Here is an 18,867-nt window from a genome sequence, read left to right on the forward strand (position 1 = left end):
CTATGCAGCCGATCCGCGCGATCACATTTAAAATTCTGTCCGTCCTAGTCTTTGTGATGATGGCCGCGATGATCAAAGCAACCTCGCCCCATATTCCCCCTGGCGAGGCCGTGTTTTTCAGGTCATTCTTTGCCATCCCCGTTATCGTCGCGTGGCTGTGGCTGCGCGGGGATTTGGCGCAGGGGTTTGCAACGAAAAACCCGTTGAACCACGTTTGGCGCGGGGTGGTGGGCACGTCCGCGATGGCGCTGATGTTTGCGTCACTGGCCTATCTGCCGCTGCCGGAACAAACGGCGATTGGCTATGCGATGCCGATCTTTGTGGTCATCTTTGCATCGATGTTTTTGAACGAAACCGTGCGTCTGTTCCGCCTATCGATGGTGGGCGTCGGGCTGGTCGGGGTGATGGTGGTTTTGTCGCAACGCCTGTCGGTCGGCGCGGCTGGCATGGATACGGCGGCGACGTTGGGCGCTGTTTTCGCGCTGGGCGGGGCCGTTTGCGCGGCATTGGCGCAGGTGTTCATCCGCAAAATGACCAAAACTGAATCCACGTCATCCATCGTGTTCTGGTTTTCCTGCACGGCCACGGGACTGTCGCTGTTCACCCTATATTGGGGTTGGTCGATCCCCACATGGACCGAGGCTGCGCTGCTGATCGGATCGGGCCTATTGGGCGGTGTGGGGCAGATCCTGCTGACGTCCAGCTATCGTTATGCGGACGCGTCTTTGGTCGCGCCGTTTGAATATTCGTCGATGATTTTTTCGGTCGCGATCGGCTGGATGATTTTCGATGAAATTCCGACAGGCACCACACTGATTGGCGGGTTCATCGTGATCTGCGCGGGCATCGCGATCATCTGGCGCGAAAACCAACTGCGTCTGAACCGCACCCAACCTAGAAAAGCAATGACGCCCCAGGGCTAACCATAGGGCGTCATCAAAATCGGGGTTTGGTTGGCGATTACGCGCGGACCAGTGCCTCGTATTCGGCGGCGATGTCACGGGTCACATCGCCAACGGTAAAGGTGTAGTCGCCGATCTGGCCAACTGGGGTTACCTCTGCTGCGGTGCCGGTCAGCCAGCACTGTTCGAAACCTTCCAGCTCTTCCAATTGAATGCGGCGTTCGTGAACGGTGACGCCTTTGTCGCGCAGCATGCCGATGATGGTCTGACGGGTAATGCCGTTCAAGAACGCATCAGCGATTGGCGTGTGCACTTCGCCGTCTTTCACGAAAAAGATGTTCGCGCCGGTCGCTTCGGCAACGTAACCGCGATAATCTAGGAACAGCGCGTCGGAACAGCCTTTGGCTTCTGCGGCATGTTTGGACATGGTGCAGATCATGTACAGACCAGCGGCTTTGGCGGCGGTCGGGATGGTTTCCGGGCTAGGGCGTTTCCATTTCGCGATGTCCAGTTTCGCGCCCTGCATTTTCGCATCGCCGTAATAGGCGCCCCATGTCCATGCAGCGACAGCCAAGCGAACAGGGTTGCGCGACGATGCGACACCCATGTCTTCGCCAGCGCCGCGCCATGCAACAACGCGGATGTAGGCGTCGGTCAGGCCGTTGGCATCCAGAACGGCTTGTTTTGCGGCTTCGATTTCTTCGACGGTGTATGGGATTTCCATATCCAGCAATTTGCCCGAAACCAGCAGACGTTCAGAATGTTCAACGGATTTGAAAATCTTGCCGTTGTAGGCGCGTTCGCCTTCGAACACCGAAGAGGCATAGTGCAGGGCGTGGCTTAGGACGTGGACGTTTGCGTCGCGCCATTCTACCAGTTTGCCGTCCAGCCAGATTTTGCCATCGCGATCGTCATAACCCGCCATGATATTTCCCTTCAGAGTTAGATTCGTTACGCAAATGACCCGCTGCGAGTCATAAAATTGCGCGTTTCGGGGGATTCGCTATCATTCGGCCCTTGGAATGTCAACAAGGCTGACGTATTCTGCTGCACAATGAATAAGGGATGAATTGCCATGAATGATGTGCCCAGCGGTCAGTCGCTTCTGTTTTTGACAGATGAACAGATACGTCAGGGGATCGAGGCGATGTTTTTCGCCTATCGCGGATTCACGGCAGATCCTGATCGTATCCTAGAGGGCAAAGCCTATGGCCGCGCCCATCACCGTGCGATCCACTTTATCAATCGCAGTCCCGGCACGACCGTGAATAACCTGCTGTCGATCCTTGGTGTTACAAAACAATCCCTGAATCGTGTGTTGCGCTCTTTGATCGAAGACGGTTTGGTAGAGAGCAGGGTCGGGAAGACAGATAAACGCGAACGCCATCTTTTCCTGACCGAGGCGGGAGCGTCGCTAGAACGTGAATTGTCCGATGCGCAGCGGGATCGTATGCGCGCGGCGTTTCGTGCAGCTGGTCCATCGGCTGTGGCCGGATTTCGGCAGGTTCTAGAGGCGATGATGGATGAAGACATGCGTCGTCACTACGAGGCGCTGAGGGATAGGACGACCTGAACATGGATGATCCCCATATTCTGATCGTTGATGACGACGAACGTATTCGCAGCTTGCTGCAAAAATTTCTGATCCGTAACGGGTTTCTGGTCAGCACCGCGCGCGATGCCGCGCATGCACGGCGTTTGCTGTCGGGTCTGGAATTCGATCTGATCGTTTTAGATGTGATGATGCCGGGCGAAGATGGCATGTCGCTGTGTCGTGACCTGCGCGCGAAAATCAGCACTCCGATTTTGTTGCTGACCGCCAAAGGCGAAACCGCCGATCGCATCGCGGGGCTAGAGGCGGGCGCCGATGATTACATCGCCAAACCGTTCGAACCCAAAGAACTGCTGTTGCGGATCAACGCGATCCTGCGCCGCGTGCCACAGGCCGCGCCGGCGGCAATCACGCCCAAGGCGCTGGACATGGGTCCGTTTCGGTATGACATCGAACGGGGCGAACTGTGGAAAGGCGACGATCTGATCCGTCTGACCGCCACCGAAAGCCAGCTGATGAAAATATTCAGCGCCAAAGTCGGCGAACCGATCACCCGCACCACATTGGTCGAGGAACTGAGCCGTTCAGGCGGCCAGACCCAAGAACGCGCCGTGGACGTGCAAATCACGCGCCTGCGCCGCAAGATCGAGGTGGATCCGAAACAGCCGCGGTTCCTGCAAACGATCCGCGGGTCTGGATACATGCTCCAGCCTGATTGACGCATGAACAGGATTGGGGTTGAGTTGCGGCCATGACAACCGCTTTGATCACTCACCCCGCCTGTTTGAACCACGTCACCCCCGATGGGCATCCCGAACAGGTTGCCCGTTTGCGCGTCATTCTGGATGCGCTGGCGGATATTCCCCTGCAACAGCAATTGGCCCCGATGGCTGCGGATGATGATATCCTGCGGTGTCACCCACAGGCCTACATTGATCGTCTGCGGGCCGTGTCGCCGAAATCAGGGTCATTCCAGCTGGACGAAGACACCCATATGTCCCCAGGATCGATCGAGGCCGCCTATCGCGCCGCAGGCGGGGCTGTCCGCGCCGTTGATATGGTGCAGTCGGGCGAGGTGCAGAACGCATTCGTCGCAACCCGCCCCCCGGGCCACCACGCCGAACAAGAAACGCCCATGGGGTTTTGCTTGTTCGGGAATGTGTCCATCGCCGCGAAATATGCGCTGGAACACCACGGGCTGAAACGGGTCGCTATCGTCGATTTTGACGTTCACCACGGAAATGGCACCCAAGCGCTGTGCCAAGATGATGCGCGAATCCTGACGATCACATCCCAGCAAATGCCGCTATGGCCGGGCACGGGCGAACCTGATGATACGGGCGAATTCGAAAACGTGCTGAACATCGCCTTTCCGCCCGAAACAGACGGCAATCTGATGCGCAGCGTTTATGCGGAAACGGTGTTCCCGCGTTTGCGTGATTTCAATCCTGATTTGATCCTGATCTCTGCGGGTTTTGACGCCCATGTGGACGATCCGCTGGCGCAATTGGAATGGGATACGGATGATTTTGCGTGGCTTGCAGAACAGTTGTGCGATGTTGCGGCAGAAACTTGCCACGGGCGCGTGGTATCTGTTTTAGAAGGCGGCTATAACCTGACCGCACTCGCAGCCTCTGCCGCTGCCCATGTTCGCGTATTAGAGGAAAAAGGCCGATGACCGACGTTTCTGAAATGAGCTTTGAACAAGCAATGAAAGAGCTGGAAACCGTGGTGAACCGGCTGGAACAGGGCGATGTCGCGCTGGAAGATTCGATTGCGTTGTACGAACGCGGCGCCGCGCTAAAGGCCCGCTGCGAAGAAAAGCTGAAAGAGGCCGAAGAAAAGGTCGCGAAAATCACGCTGGGTGCAGATGGCGCGCCTACGGGTACGGCTCCGTTGGACGCTGGCTAATGACATTTCAAACGGCGCTGACGACCGCGCGTGATCTGGCCGAAGGTCGGATCATGGACGCGCTGCATGGGATCGACCTGCCTGTGGCCGATGCGATGGCATATGCCGTGCGCGGCGGCAAAGGGCTGCGTGCCTTTCTGGTGATCGAAAGCGCCCGCGTGCATGGCATCACGGACGCGGGTCATGTGGCTGCGGCGATTGAATGCGTTCATGCCTATTCGCTGGTGCATGATGATCTGCCCTGCATGGATGATGACGATCTGCGCCGTGGTCAGCCAACGGTTCACCGCAAATGGGATGATGCGACCGCCGTATTGGCAGGCGACGCGCTGCAATCGCTGGCGTTTGAATTGCTGGCCGATGCGCCCTGTTCGGCGGACGCGCGAATTGACCTGATCCGCAGCTTTGCCGTTGCATCAGGCGTGCGCGGTATGGTGGGCGGTCAGGCGATGGATATCGCGGCTGAAACCGCAGCAGAACCGCTGACGCTGGAACAGATCACCGAATTACAGGCAGGCAAAACGGGTGCGTTGATCAATTGGTCCGCGACCGCTGGCGCCCGTATGGCGGGGGCCGATATCGGGCCGCTGCACACCTACGGCACGGCGCTGGGCCTTGCGTTTCAAATCTGGGATGACGTTCTGGATGTGACGGGCGACGCCGCCACCGTGGGCAAGGCCGTGGGCAAAGATGCGGACGCGGGAAAGGCAACGTTTGTGTCCCTTTTGGGCCTAGACGGGGCGAAACGTCGCGCGGAACAGCTTGTGACACAGGCTTGTGATGCACTATCTGTCTATGGGAAAGACGCAGAAAACCTGCGCGATGCGGCTTGTTTCGTCATCGCACGCGATAAATAGAGACTGACATGACCGATCGACCACGCACGCCACATCTGGACCGCGTCCAGACGCCAGCCGACCTGAAATCCATGTCGGACGGCGAATTGCGTCATGTGGCCGATGAATTGCGCGCGGAAACGATCGATGCCGTATCGGTCACGGGCGGGCATTTGGGCGCAGGTCTAGGCGTTGTCGAATTGACCGTCGCGCTGCATGCGGTGTTTGATACGCCAAAAGACAAAATCGTCTGGGACGTGTCGCACCAGTGTTATCCGCACAAAATCCTGACGGGACGCCGCGACCGCATTCGCACTCTGCGCCAAAAGGATGGCCTGTCCGGTTTCGCGAAACGGTCTGAATCGCCCTATGATGCGTTTGGGGCGGGGCATTCGTCGACCTCGATTTCCGCTGCGCTGGGGTTCGCCGTGGCGCGTGATCTGGGCGGCGCAACGCCCGAAGGCGTGGGTGATGCGATTGCCGTGATCGGCGACGGGTCCATGTCCGCTGGTATGGCGTTCGAGGCGATGAACAACGCGGGCCATTTGGGCAAGCGAATGATCGTCATCCTGAACGACAATGAAATGTCGATTGCGGAACCAACGGGTGCGCTGTCGTCGTATCTGTCGCGCCTATACGCAGGCGCACCGTTCCAAGAATTAAAAGCCGCCGCCAAAGGCGCGGTTAGTCTGCTGCCGCCTCCATTCCGCGAAGGCGCAAAGCGCGCTAAGGATATGGTCAAACACATGACCGTTGGCGGCACGTTGTTCGAAGAGCTGGGCTTTTCCTACATTGGCCCCATCGACGGCCACGATATGGACCAATTGCTGGCGGTCCTGCGCACGGTCAAAGCCCGCGCAGACGGCCCGATCCTGATCCACGCGATCACGAAAAAGGGCAAAGGCTACGCCCCCGCCGAAGCCGCGCGGGACAAAGGCCACGCCACCGCGAAATTCGATGTGCCCAGCGGCAAACAGCACAAAGCGCCATCGAACGCGCCCAGCTATACCAGCGTGTTCGCGAATACTTTGCTAGATTTGGCCGCCACGGATCAGAAAATTTGTGCGGTTACGGCGGCTATGCCGGATGGCACGGGGCTCAAGACGTTTATGGAACGCTATGCGTCCCGCTGTTTCGATGTGGGCATCGCCGAACAGCACGCTGTGACGTTTGCGGCGGGTCTGGCGGCGGGCGGGATGAAACCGTTCTGCGCGCTGTATTCTACGTTCTTGCAGCGCGGTTATGATCAGGTCGTGCATGACGTTGCGATCCAGCGTTTGCCGGTCCGTTTCGCGATTGACCGCGCGGGTCTGGTTGGCGCTGACGGGGCAACCCACGCAGGCAGTTTTGATGTGGCGTTCCTTGCCAACCTGCCTGGTATGGTGGTGATGGCCGCGGCGGATGAAAACGAATTGGCCCGCATGGTGAAAACCGCGGCAGACTACGACGATGGCCCCATCGCGTTCCGTTTCCCGCGCGGCGAAGGCGTGGGCGTGGAAATTCCAGATACGCTAGAGCCACTGGAAATCGGCAAAGGCCGCATCGTGACCGAAGGGTCGGGCGTTGCGATCCTGTCGTTCGGCACCCGTTTGCAAGAGGTGCTGACAGCCGTCGAAAACCTGAATGCCAAGGGCATCCACCCAACGGTTATCGATGCGCGTTTTGCCAAACCTTTGGATCGGGATCTGATCCTGCAAACCGCCGCGACCCATGACGCGATCATCACGATCGAAGAAGGCGCAGCAGGCGGTTTCGGATCGCAGGTCGTTCAGATGCTATCGGACGAAGGCGCGATGGATCACGGCCTGAAATTCCGTTCCATGGTTTTGCCCGATACGTGGATCGACCACGCAAGCCCTGCGGATATGTATGCAACCGCTGGCCTAAACGCCCCCGATATCGAAGCCAAAGTGCTGGATGTCATGGGCGTTGCGCGGATGGAAAACCGCGCCTGACGCAAGGTTCCTCTTTGTTCGATGATAAACCTGTCGCATCCTGTGCGGCAGGGAGGACATCATGAACAAAACGCTGATTTTCCGCAGCGTGGTCACCGCCGTGGCGGTGTTCTACTGTTTGCGCTTTATCTTTTTGGGGGACTTCGAACATTTTGCAGGACCGTTTCGGTACCTGACGATCTGGGGGCTGTTTCTGGCAACCTTTGCCCATAGCCGCACGTTGCTGATCAGTCTGGGGCGTAGCGAAAAACGCTGGGATGGCTTCATCGGCGCGGCCGCGATCGTCAACGCGATGGTCGTTATATTGTATTGGCGTTTGTATTTCGCCGACCCGATGTCAGTGACCAGCGATGGGGCATTGGGTGCGCCATGGCTGGAATATTATCTGCATGGGGTGGGGCCGCTGCTGCTGTGGATTGACGCTTTGTTCCTGCATCGCGGATTTCGTCGGCTGGTTGCCTCGGTGCTATGGCTGCTGGGGATTATCGCGGCCTATGTTGCGTGGGCCGAACTGGTGGTGCAACGTTTTGCAACCTTTCCCACGGGCACAGTCACCAGCGGGCTGCCCTATCGGTTCTTGAACAACCTTGAATTCGACGGGCGCGCAAATTTCTACGTCACGAATTTCATCGTGGCGGTCGTGTTGCTGGTGATTTTTGCCTGCGTTGCGTGGGTTATTCGCCGGATTGCGCCAAAAGCGCCCTAAGCCCTGTGCGGTAATCGGGATACAGCAGTTTGACGCCCAGTTCGTCTTTGATCCGGTCGTTCCGTACACGTTTGTTTTCGGCATAGAACGATGCGGCCATGGGGGTCATGGGCGCATCTTCGATCGGGATCGCGGGCGGGACGGGCAGGCCCAGCAAATTGGCGGCGAATTCAATCACGTCTTGCGGCGGAGCGGGTTCGTCGTCGCAGACGTTATAGGCCGCACCGGGGTTGGGTTTGTTGATCGACGCCAACAGCACTTGGGCGATGTCGTCCACATGGGTGCGACTGAACACTTGGCCTTCTTTGATGATGCGGCGGGCCTTGCCGCTGCGCACCTTGGAAAACGGCCCGCGGCCCGGGCCATAAATCCCCGCCAGACGGAAAATATGCAGCGGCAGGTCCAGTGATTGCCATTCGGATTCTGCGCGGGCGCGCCATTCGCCGCGTTCGGTCGTAGGTTTGACGGGTGTGGTTTCGTCAATCCACGCGCCTCCATGGTCGCCATAGGTGCCTGTGGTGGACAGATAGCCCACCCATTCGAATTGATCGCGGCGGGCGGCAATTTCGGATTTGATTTCGTTCAGAACGGGATCGCCATCTTCGTTTGGACCTGCGGAAATCAATAGATGCGTCGCGCGGTCCAGATCGGCGGTGATGTCGCTGCCGGGCCAAACGCGGGCCTCGATCCCTTCGGACGTTAGCGCGTCGGCTTTGTCAGCGGATCGGGTGGTGCCGATGACGGTCCAATCGTCAGGCAGAATGCGGGTCAGGGCGCGTGCGGAAAATCCGTGGCCGAAAGAAAGCAATGTTTTCATGTGGTCAAATGTGCGTTGCCTGTCGTGGGCGTCAACCCGTTAGTCCCACCAGAATTGCCAAGTCGGCGCGTTCATCAAGGCGGATGCCAACCCGTCTAGCGTGTCGAAACCTTGATCCACGATATCGGGGCAATAGGCGTAATGTTCTTCGGCCAATGCGATGGCATCGTCTTGCGTGGCAGGGGGGCGCAGCACGTGCATCGTGATGGTATCATAGCTATGGCCCACAATGCGCGCGCCATATCGGTCACGCCAGCGGCGCATCAGACCCATGTGTACTTCGGCTTGGGGGAATGCATTCCAGCCGCCGCAGTCCAGATAGGCAGGGACTTGGGTCGCGTCTGACGTGGGAAACAGGCCGATATGGACGGTCTGATAGGGCTCTTGCCGCGCGACATCCCATAGGGCCAGCGTGATAGCGTCAGATTGGGACAGAACAGGGTCAAACGGCCCGCGTTTCGGGCCTTCGGTTTGCGCCCATTCAAACCGCGCTTGGGTCATATAGGCGTCGAACGAAAATTTGGCGGCGCGGGTTTCGATGTCTGCCACATCGCGCGGGGTGCCGTCATACATCATTTCAACGGCGCGCATGGATCCCAGCACGATGGGAGTGTGGTCGCGGTTCTGTGCCTCTTTGGCGATGATCTGATGGGCCTGATCACCACGGCAGCGGATGATCGGCCAACGCGGGGTGATTTGCCCCATGTCCACGCCCGTATGATAGATCAGCGCGTCGTCATTCGCGCCGCCCAGCAGTGATTTCAGAAATTTCATGGCGCCCCCGCAATTTGAAAACGTTTTGCCACCGTTTGTGCCCCGACGACAAGCGCTGATCGTGTCTTGAAGCTGTTGCCTAACTGGTGTCTGATCACAGGTCATAAAGGAAAGGACAAAGGGCGTCGCGATCCAACGGGGTCGCCTACGTAGACCGTCCTGAAGTTAAGGAAAAAGAATGAACGAAATTATCACACCAGACAGCAAACCCGCCGAGTCGTTTACCGACCCAAAGGCCGCTGTCGCCCGTTTGATCGAATTATACGACGAAGCGATCACGTTTCTGGGCCAAAAATTTTCCGAAGCCGTATCCAAAGGCAAACCGGACGCCCGCTATCGCGCCTATTACCCCGAAGTACGGATCACAACGACCAGCTACACCACATCCGACAGCCGCCTGTCGTTTGGTCATGTGCCGATTCCGGGGACGTATTCGACGACCATCACCCGTCCGAAACTGTTCAAGAATTATCTGGAACAGCAGATCGATTTGCTGATCAAAAATCACGACACGCAGGTGCAGATTGGTCTGTCGGACACGCCGATGCCGATGCATTTCGCGGTTGCCAATGATGCGGATGTCACGGTGCCCCAAGAAGGCGTTTTGAATTTCACGCTGCGCGATGTGTTCGACGTGCCGGACCTGACCACGACACACGATGACATCGTGAACGGCACGGGGTTTGTTTATCCCGACGGATCGCACCCATTGGCCCCATTCACGGCGCAGCGCGTGGATTATTCGCTGGCGCGTTTGGCGCACTATACCGCCACTGCGCCCGATCATTTCCAGAACCACGTTCTGTTCACGAACTATCAGTTCTACGTCGAAGAATTCGAAGCCTACGCTCGCAAAATGTTGGCAGACAAAGACAGCGGTTATACCGCCTTTGTTGCGCCCGGTAATGCGGTGATTACGGATGCGGATACGCCGCTGCCTCATTTGGCAAAGATGCCGCAAATGCCGACCTATCACCTGAAACGCGCGGACGGATCGGGGATTACGTTGGTCAACATCGGGGTCGGCCCGTCGAACGCGAAAACCGCGACAGATCATATTGCAGTTTTGCGTCCTCATGCGTGGCTGATGGTTGGTCACTGCGCGGGTCTGCGTAACAGCCAGAGCCTGGGCGACTTTGTTCTGGCTCACGCGTATCTGCGCGAAGACCACGTATTGGACGACGACCTGCCGATCTGGGTGCCGATCCCTGCGCTGGCGGAAATTCAGATCGCGTTGGAAAACGCCGTGGCCCAAGTGACCGAGCTAAGCGGGTTCGAATTGAAACGCATCATGCGCACGGGCACGGTCGCGACCATTGACAACCGTAACTGGGAATTGCGCGATCATTCGGGTCCGGTTCAGCGTTTGTCGCAATCGCGGGCTGTTGCGCTGGATATGGAAAGCGCGACAATCGCGGCCAACGGTTTCAGGTTCCGCGTGCCATATGGAACGCTATTGTGTGTGTCCGACAAACCGCTGCACGGCGAATTGAAACTGCCCGGCATGGCGTCGGATTTCTATAAAACACAGGTATCTCGTCACTTGATGATCGGAATTCGCGCGATGGAATCCCTGCGCGAAATGCCTCTCGAACGTATACACAGCCGCAAATTACGCAGCTTCGAAGAGACAGCATTCCTTTGATCCACAGTTTTCGGGTTGAAATTAGGCTTTTTTGCTTGCAATAGGCCAAATTTCATAGTGGTGATCTACTATATACCGTTACTATACGGGACATGAGGCCCAAGATCGGGCGCAACAAGGAGACCATGGAAATGGCAAAACCAATGACCAAGGCGCAACTCGTCGCCGCACTGGCCGAAAAATCCGGCACTGACAAAAAAACCGCAGCTGCTGGTCTGGAAGCGCTGCTGGACATCATTTCCGAAGAAGTTTCGGGCGGTGGTGCTGTAACCCTGCCTGGCGTTGGCAAAATCTACTGCCGCGAACGTCCAGAGCGCACCGTTCGTAACCCTGCGACCGGCGAAACCATGCAAAAGCCTGCTGATAAAGTCGTCAAGATGACCATCGCAAAGGCACTGAAAGACAGCGTAAACGCGTAATCGCGTTGCTGGTCTTGCATTTGATCAAATAGTGGGAAAGGGTCGCCGTATTGGTGACCCTTTTTCATTTGAGGCTTTGATGGATTTACGTGCTATTTTGATGGGGCTGTCTTTTGCCCTCATGTGGTCCTCTGCCTTTACATCTGCACGCATTATCGTTCAGGCTGCCCCGCCGATGACATCGCTGGCCTTGCGGTTTTTGGTGTCGGGCATCGTGGGGATCGCCATTGCTTATGCGCTGGGCCAGCGGATCAAACTGACCCGCCTGCAATGGACCGCGACATTCGTTTTCGGGATCTGCCAAAACGCTCTGTATCTGGGGATGTTTTTCTACGCCATGCAAACGATCGAGGCGTCGCTGGCATCGATCATCGCGGCGACCATGCCATTGATTGTTGCGCTGCTGAGCTGGATCACAGGGAACCGCCCACGTCCGTTGGGGATTGTCGGGTTGTTTGTCGGGTTCTTTGGGGTTGCCGTGATCATGGGTGCGCGCCTGACGGGCACTGTGGACGGTCTGGGCCTGATTCTATGCGTAATCGGGGTCACGGCCCTGTCGGTCGCGACGCTGTCCGTCAAAGGCGCGTCAGGGGGCGGCAACCTGTTGATGGTGGTAGGATTGCAGATGATGGTGGGCGCTGCCGTGCTGGCCGTCCCTGCGGCGCTGTTCGAAACATGGACCGTCGACTGGAGTTGGACCCTGATCACCGCGTTCATCTACACCACGATGGTGCCTGGCTTATTGGCGACATTCATCTGGTTTCAACTGGTTCAACGCATCGGCGCGATCAAGGCGGCGACGTTCCATTTCTTGAACCCGTTTTTCGGTGTCGCGATTGCATGGGTGTTGCTGAACGAACCCTTGGGCATTTGGGATGCTGTTGGCGTTGTGATCATCGCGGCGGGCATTCTAGCGGTGCAGCTGTCGAAACAGCGGGTCTGATCACATCAGCCAGAACAGCAGCACGGTATAGGTGAAAAACGATCCAATCGTCGCGCCTAGCATAGAAATCGACGCCATGCCTTCGTGACCGTATTCTTGGGCCAGAATGGTATAGATCCCCATCATTGGCGTGGCGCAGGTGATGATCAGCGCGGCACGCAGGTCGGACGGCAGGTCGGGTAGTCCGACCAAAGCCAGCAACGCCATCGCGCCGATGCCCATGGCGGGGTGCAGGATCAATTTGCCGAATACGACCTGAGCCGCGACTGGAACATTGCCGCGAATGGGCAGCCCGACCAAAGACCCGCCTATCGCGAATAGCGCCAGTGCCGCAGTCGCATTGCCCAGCATCGTCATGAACCGCAAGGCAGGCGCAGGCACAGGAATTTGGAACGCTGCAACGACGATGCCCAGCAACAGCCCGATAATCATGGGCCGTTTCAATACGCCCCACAGGATCGGGCCAATCAATTGCCAGAACTTGCGCCCGTCATTCCCGCGCGACAGGTCGCACAGGATAATTGCCAGCGGCACGGTTAGGAAATTTTCAACGATCACCGCCATGGCAAAGGTTTGGGTCGCGATGGATGGAAACGCGAGCAGCATGATCGGATAGCCGATATAGCCCGAATTCGGACAATAAACGCCCATCGATCCAATCGCGCGGCGTGTCGGTTCCATTTTTTGGACGGAAAACACGGCATAGGCGATGCCCACTGTGGCCAGCCCTGCGATGCCATAGGCGATCATCCATTCGGGCACCAATGCGTCGCCCAACGAATTGCTGGCCACGGCATTAAACATCAACGCGGGCAGCGCGATGTTCAGGACGAATTTCCCCAACACCTTTAGATCAGACTGGGAAAAGACGCCTTTCCAAACTGTGAAATAGCCTAGGCCAATACCGGCAAAAACGGGAAAGATGATGCCGATAATCGAAAGCATTAGCCGATGTGGCCGCGTTCTCCGCCGGTTTGGGCGCGGTCCAGCATGATGTGGTCTAGGATGACACAAGCGGCCATCGCCTCGCCCACGGGGACGGCGCGGATGCCGACGCAGGGGTCATGGCGGCCTTTGGTGATCACCTCGGTCGGGGTGCCATCGATGTAGATCGATTTGCGCGGCGACAAGATTGACGACGTTGGTTTCACGGCAAAGCGTACAACAATGTCCTGACCCGTCGAAATGCCGCCCAGAATGCCGCCCGCGTGGTTCGACCCATAGCGCACTTCGCCGTTTTCAAAGAAAATTTCGTCCGCGTTGTCACGACCCGTCAGGGCGGCAGCGGCCATGCCTTCGCCGATTTCGACGCCTTTGACAGCGTTGATCGACATCATCGCAGCGGCCAGATCGGTGTCCAGTTTCGCGTAAACAGGCGCACCAATGCCTGCTGGTACGTTGCGAGCGACGACCTCGATCACGGCGCCGACCGAATTGTGGTCGTCTTTGCGCAGGAACGTCAGGTAGTCTTCCCACTCTTTTGCCATTTCGGCGTCTGGGCACCAGAAATCGTTCTGGTCGATGGTGTTCCAATCGAAACGGGACCGATCAATTTTCTTGTCGCCCATCTGAACCATATAGCCCTTGATTTCGATCCCGGGGTTCAGGTGTTTCAGGGCTTCGCGGGCAACGCCGCCCGATGCGACGCGCGCTGCGGTTTCACGGGCCGACGAACGACCGCCGCCGCGGTAATCGCGCAGACCGTATTTCTGATGATAGGTGATGTCGGCGTGACCGGGGCGGAACGTTTTGGCAATATCGCCATAGTCTTTGGACCGCTGGTCGGTGTTTTCGATCATCAGCTGGATCGATGTGCCTGTGGTGACGCCGTCAAAAACGCCCGACAGGATTTTCACCGCATCAGGTTCATTGCGCTGCGTGGTGTTTTTGTTCTGGCCCGGTTTGCGTTTGTCCAGCCAGACCTGAATCATCTCTGGTGTCAGGGGAACGCCTGGGGGACACCCGTCAACAGTGGCGCCCAATGCGGGACCGTGGCTTTCGCCCCAAGTGGTGGTGCGATAGATGTGACCATAGCTGTTATACGACATGTGGGCGCCTCCGTTTGGGATCGTTTAACGCGGTCAGCGCACAGGGCCAAGGTCTAACATCATCGTTTATCCGCGAATGGGCTTGCGTGCGGCCAGATGGGGACTATGTTGCGCGGTACCTCGGGGTGCCATTCGTGGCTGAGACGCATATCGCGGACCCGTTGAACCTGAACCGGTTAAGACCGGCGGAGGGAAGGTCGCGAGAATCCTCGAACCCCCATCCGTTCGGCGTAAGAGGATTGAAATGAAATACTCCACCCTTCCCCTTGTCGCAGGACTGTCGTTCATTGCCACTGGCGCGATTGCGGACACCCTGACAGTTTACACCTACGACGGCTTTAACAGCGATTGGGGCCCCGGCCCGCAGATCGAAGCGAATTTCGAGGCCGAATGCGGCTGTGATCTGGAATTTGTTGGCGCAGGTGACGGCGCTGCCGTTCTGTCGCGCTTGCGTCTAGAGGGCGAAAACACCGACGCGGACATCGTTCTGGGTCTGGATACCAACCTGACGGCTGCTGCGGCCGAAACAGGTCTGTTCGCCGCGTCTGGCGTGTCTGCTGAATACGATCTGCCGATCGACTGGACGGACGAAACCTTTGTCCCGTTCGACTGGGGCTATTTCGCATTCGTCGCTGGCAAAGACGTTGCTGCCCCTGCGAATTTCCGCGAACTGGCTGACAGCGATCTGTCCATCGTGATCCAAGACCCACGTTCGTCCACCCCAGGTCTGGGTCTGGTCATGTGGATCGAAGCCGCCTACGGCGACGACGCTGCAGCAATCTGGGCGGATCTGGCCGACAACATCGTGACCGTCACCCCTGGCTGGTCCGAAGCGTACGGCCTGTTCCTAGAGGCCGAAGCGGACGCTGTTCTGTCCTACACCACGTCGCCAGCCTATCACCTGATCGCCGAAGAGGATGACACGAAAACATCGTGGACGTTCGACGAAGGTCACTACATGCAGGTCGAAGTCGCGGGCAAAATCGCGGGCACCGACGTGCCTGAACTGGCCGATCAGTTCATGGCGTTCATCGCGACCGAAGGGTTCCAATCCGTGATCCCTTTGACCAACTGGATGTACCCAGTTGTGACCCCAGCCGAAGGTCTGCCAGCAGGTTTCGAAACCCTGTCGACCCCAGATACCGCGCTATTGTTCAGCGCAGAGGACGCAGCGGCCAAAGCGCCATTGGCGATTGACGCATGGCGCAACGCGCTGGCGCAATAACCTTACCTCGTTGGCCGGGGGCGATTGTGATCGCCCTCGTGCTGATTTTGACGGTCGGCACGCTGATCGCGGTGCTGACGCGTGCGGACACGTTTGGCGGGCTTGGCTCTGCTGATCGTGCCGCGATTTCCTTTACATTGTTGCAGGCTGTCCTATCGGCGGCAATCAGCGTCATCGCGGCGGTTCCTGTGGCGCGTGCGTTATCGCGGCGTAGGTTTCGCGGGCGGTCTGTTCTGATCACCTTGCTGGGCGCGCCGTTTATCCTGCCCGTGGTCGTCGCTGTCATGGGCCTGTTGGCGGTTTTCGGGCGTAATGGGTTGCTGAATGACGCGCTGTCGATGGTCGGGGCAGGGCGCGTGTCGATCTATGGGCTGGCTGGCGTTGTTTTGGCCCATGTGTTTTTCAATCTGCCGCTGGCGGTGCGTATGATCCTGCAAGGCTGGCAGTCGATCCCCGCCGAACGGTTTCGATTGGCGGCCGCGTTGGACGCGCCCGTTTTCGGCCTGTTGGAACGCCCCATGCTACGGGCCGTTTTACCCGGGGCGTTTGCGTCTATTTTCCTGATTTGCCTGACTAGTTTTGCCGTCGCGCTGATCCTAGGCGGAGGCCCCAAAGCGACCACCGTGGAATTGGCGATCTATCAGGCGATCCGCTTTGATTTTGCGCTGGATCGGGCGGCATTTCTGGCGGCGATACAATTCGCGCTGTCTTTGACGGCGGCGGCAATCGCATGGTTTGTTGCTGTACCAGACGCATCAGGCGCGGGATTGGACAGAATGGCACGCAGGTGGGATGGGGCGACGGTGGCCGCCCGTCTGTGGGATAACGTGGTCATCACCATTGCCGCCGCGTTTTTGATCGTGCCGTTGGCCTTGGTTGTCCTGCGCGGCATCGTTGGATTGGCGGATGTTCCGCCGCAAATTTGGCCCGCCATTGCGCGCTCTGTCGTCGTCGCTGTGATTTCGACGGCAATTACCGTGCTGGCAGCCGTGGCGCTGTCTATCCGCGGAGGCCGAGGCGTCATCGTCGCGTCGGCGCTCCCATTGGCGGCGTCTTCGTTGGTGGTGGGCACAGGGTTGTTTGTGATGGTCCAGCCGTTGTTAAACCCCGCGAAAATCGCATTGCCTGTCACGGCAGCGATGAACGCGCTGATGGCGCTGCCTTTTGCGCTGCGGATTATTGAACCGGCCATCACCAAGGCGGAAAAAGATTTCGGGCGATTGTCGACGTCGCTGGCGATCACGGGCTGGACGCGCGTGCGCATCGCCATTCTGCCGCGTATTCGCGGGCCTTTGGGGTTCGCCGCAGGGCTGTCCGCCGCGCTGTCGATGGGGGATTTGGGCGTGATCGCGTTGTTTGCAACCTCTGATCAGCAGACCCTGCCGTTGTTGATGTATCAGTTGATGGGCAGCTATCGTACCGACGCGGCATCGGGCGCGGCGCTTGTTTTGCTGGGACTATCGCTGGGCGCATTTTGGATTTGCGACAAATGGGGGCGGTATGGCGCTGAAAATTGATGATCTTCGGATTCGAATGGATGATTTTTCGCTGGACGTGACCAGTGCGATTGCGGCTGGCCAGATCACCGCCTTGATCGGTGCATCGGGCGCGGGAAAATCGACGTTCCTTTCGGCCTTAGCCGGATTTGTTGACATCGATGGGGGCGATATTCGATGGAATGGCGCCCGTATTCAGGCCCTGCCACCCGCGCGCAGACCCGTGGCGACTTTGTTTCAGGATAACAACCTGTTTCCCCATCTGACCATCGCGCAGAACGTGGGGCTAGCACTGGGGCCGCGTTTGCGCCCCTTGTCCAAGGATCGTGCCGCCATCGCCGATGCGATAGATCGTGTCGGCCTGACCGGATTAGAAGCGCGCAAGCCCGCGCAATTATCTGGCGGTCAGCAAAGCCGTGCCGCATTGGCCCGCGTGTTGTTGCAGGACCGTCCTATTGTGCTGTTGGACGAACCCTTTGCTGCGCTAGGCCCGGGTTTGAAACGTGAAATGCTGGATCTGGTGCGCGATGTTATTCTGTCGCCCGATCGCGTGGTCATCATGGTCACGCATGACCCCCAAGACGCTCGATACATCGCGGATGACGTTGCGGTGGTGGCCGATGGGCGGGTGATACCGCCCGCACCTGTGGGGCAGGTTTTCGATAGCCCCTCTGACGATATCAAAGCCTATCTGGGTATCAACTAACGCAAAAGGCCCGCCAAATTGGCGGGCCTTTCGTTTGTCGGTCAAAGAGCCTTACTTCTTAGCGGCTTCTTTGGCTTTTTTCTTGTGTGGTGCCCACAGACGTTTGTTGGTCATGTACAGCAGAACCGACAGAACAGTCAGGAAGATAAAGCCGGTCAGACCAGCGTTCTTGCGAGCGTTCATTTTTGGTTCAGCGGTCCACATCAGGAACGCAGCAACGTCGGCTGCTTCGTGGTGCAGATCGTTCGAATGACCGTCAGCGTATTCCACGTCTTCGCCCCACAGAGGCTGGCCCATCGAGATCCAGCTACCTGGGTACAGGTGGTTGCCGTCTTCGTCTTTACATTCGTTCGGGTAACCGCCCGAAGTGAAGACCGTGTTGTAGCTGCCGTCGAAATCGTCTGGTGCGCACGATGGAGCATCTTCATAACCGGTCAGCAGGGACGCGATGTATTCTGGACCGCCCATGCCTTTGATGATCTGGTTGATGCCCAGGCCGTATGGGCCGTGGAAACCAGCGCGCGCTTTGGCCATCAGCGACAAGTCAGGTGCTGTCGACAGTGCCGAACCTGGGAATTTGTCTGCTGGGGTTGCAGCGCGGAAATCGCCTTCGCCGTCAGCCAGTTCCTGATCGAATACTTCGAAGTTTGCAGCGTAGTCCCAAACATCATCGATGTCGTAGTGTGGGCCGCCTTCGTCAGCCAAGGTGCCAAAGCGAACATGCTCTAGACCGTGACATGCCGAACAGACTTCGGTGTAGATTTGCAGACCGCGCTGAAGCTGGTTCTGGTCGTAGGACCCAAATGGGCCTTCGAACGAGAATGCGAAATCTTCGACGTGGGCTTCTCCGCCGGCTGCCATGACGGCACCCGACGACAGACCAAAAGCGATCGCAGCGGAAAGGGTTAGTTTACGGAACATTGTTCTTTCCT

The 18,867-nt window shown here is 58.0% G+C and carries 20 protein-coding genes and 1 riboswitch; of the genes, 14 read left to right on the forward strand and 6 right to left on the reverse strand.

Features of this window, described 5'->3' with window-relative positions:
- The first annotated feature begins 2 nt into the window (after nucleotides 1–2).
- Complete coding sequence (locus ACXAGA_RS05585; RefSeq protein ID WP_475116533.1) at nucleotides 3–923, forward strand: DMT family transporter; 921 nt, start codon at nucleotides 3–5, stop codon at nucleotides 921–923.
- A 37-nt stretch (nucleotides 924–960) separates the two neighbouring features.
- Here ACXAGA_RS05585 and ACXAGA_RS05590 read toward each other — a convergent pair whose 3' ends face one another.
- Entirely contained in the window at nucleotides 961–1,827 is an 867-nt protein-coding gene (locus tag ACXAGA_RS05590) for a branched-chain amino acid aminotransferase (protein WP_475116534.1), read from the reverse strand.
- Nucleotides 1,828–1,977: 150 nt separating this feature from the next.
- Between ACXAGA_RS05590 and ACXAGA_RS05595 the strand changes: the two genes are divergently transcribed.
- The 7 genes from ACXAGA_RS05595 (at nucleotide 1,978) to ACXAGA_RS05625 (ending at nucleotide 7,862) form a co-directional block, all read left to right on the forward strand.
- The gene (locus ACXAGA_RS05595) at nucleotides 1,978–2,475 is read left to right on the forward strand and encodes a MarR family winged helix-turn-helix transcriptional regulator (RefSeq protein WP_475116535.1); all 498 of its coding nucleotides are present in this window, start codon (nucleotides 1,978–1,980) and stop codon (nucleotides 2,473–2,475) included.
- A gap of 2 nt (nucleotides 2,476–2,477) precedes the next feature.
- Nucleotides 2,478–3,173: a response regulator gene (locus tag ACXAGA_RS05600; RefSeq protein ID WP_475116536.1), complete on the forward strand. Its 696-nt coding sequence runs from the start codon at nucleotides 2,478–2,480 to the stop codon at nucleotides 3,171–3,173.
- Nucleotides 3,174–3,205: 32 nt separating this feature from the next.
- Entirely contained in the window at nucleotides 3,206–4,132 is a 927-nt protein-coding gene (locus ACXAGA_RS05605) for a histone deacetylase family protein (protein ID WP_475116537.1), read from the forward strand.
- Nucleotides 4,129–4,365, forward strand: coding sequence for an exodeoxyribonuclease VII small subunit (locus tag ACXAGA_RS05610; protein WP_086450948.1), 237 nt, complete (start codon nucleotides 4,129–4,131; stop codon nucleotides 4,363–4,365). The genes ACXAGA_RS05605 and ACXAGA_RS05610 overlap by 4 nt, the downstream gene beginning before the upstream one ends.
- Nucleotides 4,365–5,222, forward strand: coding sequence for a polyprenyl synthetase family protein (locus ACXAGA_RS05615; protein WP_475116538.1), 858 nt, complete (start codon nucleotides 4,365–4,367; stop codon nucleotides 5,220–5,222). The genes ACXAGA_RS05610 and ACXAGA_RS05615 overlap by 1 nt, the downstream gene beginning before the upstream one ends.
- A gap of 8 nt (nucleotides 5,223–5,230) precedes the next feature.
- On the forward strand, nucleotides 5,231–7,156 hold the full coding sequence (gene dxs / locus ACXAGA_RS05620) for a 1-deoxy-D-xylulose-5-phosphate synthase (protein WP_475116539.1): 1,926 nt from the start codon (nucleotides 5,231–5,233) through the stop codon (nucleotides 7,154–7,156).
- 61 nt (nucleotides 7,157–7,217) lie between these two features.
- On the forward strand, nucleotides 7,218–7,862 hold the full coding sequence (locus ACXAGA_RS05625; RefSeq protein WP_475116540.1) for an androgen-induced gene 1 family protein: 645 nt from the start codon (nucleotides 7,218–7,220) through the stop codon (nucleotides 7,860–7,862).
- Here the strand turns inward: ACXAGA_RS05625 and ACXAGA_RS05630 are convergent.
- Together ACXAGA_RS05630 and ACXAGA_RS05635 are read right to left on the reverse strand one after the other, a co-directional pair.
- Entirely contained in the window at nucleotides 7,831–8,679 is an 849-nt protein-coding gene (locus ACXAGA_RS05630) for an SDR family oxidoreductase (protein WP_475116541.1), read from the reverse strand. The two genes, ACXAGA_RS05625 and ACXAGA_RS05630, sit on opposite strands and share 32 nt — an antisense overlap.
- Nucleotides 8,680–8,718: 39 nt before the next feature.
- Nucleotides 8,719–9,453, reverse strand: coding sequence for a DUF4253 domain-containing protein (locus ACXAGA_RS05635; protein ID WP_475116542.1), 735 nt, complete (start codon nucleotides 9,451–9,453; stop codon nucleotides 8,719–8,721).
- Nucleotides 9,454–9,631: 178 nt separating this feature from the next.
- Here ACXAGA_RS05635 and ACXAGA_RS05640 point away from each other — a divergent pair, with 178 nt between their 5' ends.
- The 3 genes from ACXAGA_RS05640 (at nucleotide 9,632) to ACXAGA_RS05650 (ending at nucleotide 12,460) form a co-directional block, all read left to right on the forward strand.
- Nucleotides 9,632–11,098 carry an AMP nucleosidase gene (locus ACXAGA_RS05640; RefSeq protein ID WP_475116543.1) on the forward strand — a complete coding sequence of 489 codons (1,467 nt, stop codon included), beginning with the start codon at nucleotides 9,632–9,634 and terminating at the stop codon, nucleotides 11,096–11,098.
- Nucleotides 11,099–11,229: 131 nt separating this feature from the next.
- Nucleotides 11,230–11,517, forward strand: a complete 288-nt coding sequence (locus ACXAGA_RS05645) for an HU family DNA-binding protein (protein ID WP_086451267.1) — start codon at nucleotides 11,230–11,232, stop codon at nucleotides 11,515–11,517.
- A 79-nt stretch (nucleotides 11,518–11,596) separates the two neighbouring features.
- The gene (locus ACXAGA_RS05650; RefSeq protein WP_475116544.1) at nucleotides 11,597–12,460 is read left to right on the forward strand and encodes a DMT family transporter; all 864 of its coding nucleotides are present in this window, start codon (nucleotides 11,597–11,599) and stop codon (nucleotides 12,458–12,460) included.
- Here the strand turns inward: ACXAGA_RS05650 and ACXAGA_RS05655 are convergent, their stop codons facing one another.
- Both ACXAGA_RS05655 and aroC read right to left on the reverse strand, forming a co-directional pair.
- On the reverse strand, nucleotides 12,461–13,405 hold the full coding sequence (locus tag ACXAGA_RS05655; protein WP_475116545.1) for an AEC family transporter: 945 nt from the start codon (nucleotides 13,403–13,405) through the stop codon (nucleotides 12,461–12,463).
- Nucleotides 13,405–14,508 (reverse strand): chorismate synthase, encoded by a 1,104-nt coding sequence (gene aroC / locus ACXAGA_RS05660; RefSeq protein WP_475116546.1) that lies wholly within the window; start codon nucleotides 14,506–14,508, stop codon nucleotides 13,405–13,407. Before aroC ends, ACXAGA_RS05655 begins: the two co-directional genes overlap by 1 nt.
- 111 nt (nucleotides 14,509–14,619) lie before the next feature.
- Nucleotides 14,620–14,719: riboswitch (TPP riboswitch) on the forward strand.
- A gap of 33 nt (nucleotides 14,720–14,752) precedes the next feature.
- Between aroC and thiB the strand changes: the two genes are divergently transcribed.
- From thiB to ACXAGA_RS05675, 3 genes are read left to right on the forward strand one after another with little or no spacing between them, the layout of a single operon-like run.
- Entirely contained in the window at nucleotides 14,753–15,733 is a 981-nt protein-coding gene (thiB, locus tag ACXAGA_RS05665) for a thiamine ABC transporter substrate binding subunit (RefSeq protein WP_475116547.1), read from the forward strand.
- A complete protein-coding gene (locus tag ACXAGA_RS05670) occupies nucleotides 15,709–17,250 on the forward strand; it encodes a thiamine/thiamine pyrophosphate ABC transporter permease ThiP (RefSeq protein WP_475116548.1) in 1,542 nt (513 codons plus the stop codon). The genes thiB and ACXAGA_RS05670 overlap by 25 nt, the downstream gene beginning before the upstream one ends.
- Complete coding sequence (locus ACXAGA_RS05675) at nucleotides 17,234–17,935, forward strand: thiamine ABC transporter ATP-binding protein (protein WP_475116549.1); 702 nt, start codon at nucleotides 17,234–17,236, stop codon at nucleotides 17,933–17,935. The genes ACXAGA_RS05670 and ACXAGA_RS05675 overlap by 17 nt, the downstream gene beginning before the upstream one ends.
- Before the next feature lie 51 nt (nucleotides 17,936–17,986).
- On the opposite strand, the gene ACXAGA_RS05680 is transcribed toward ACXAGA_RS05675, so the two are convergent.
- Nucleotides 17,987–18,856, reverse strand: a complete 870-nt coding sequence (locus tag ACXAGA_RS05680; RefSeq protein WP_475116550.1) for a cytochrome c1 — start codon at nucleotides 18,854–18,856, stop codon at nucleotides 17,987–17,989.
- Nucleotides 18,857–18,867 lie beyond the last annotated feature (11 nt).

This window comes from Marivivens sp. ABH4_498, assembly GCF_056160585.1.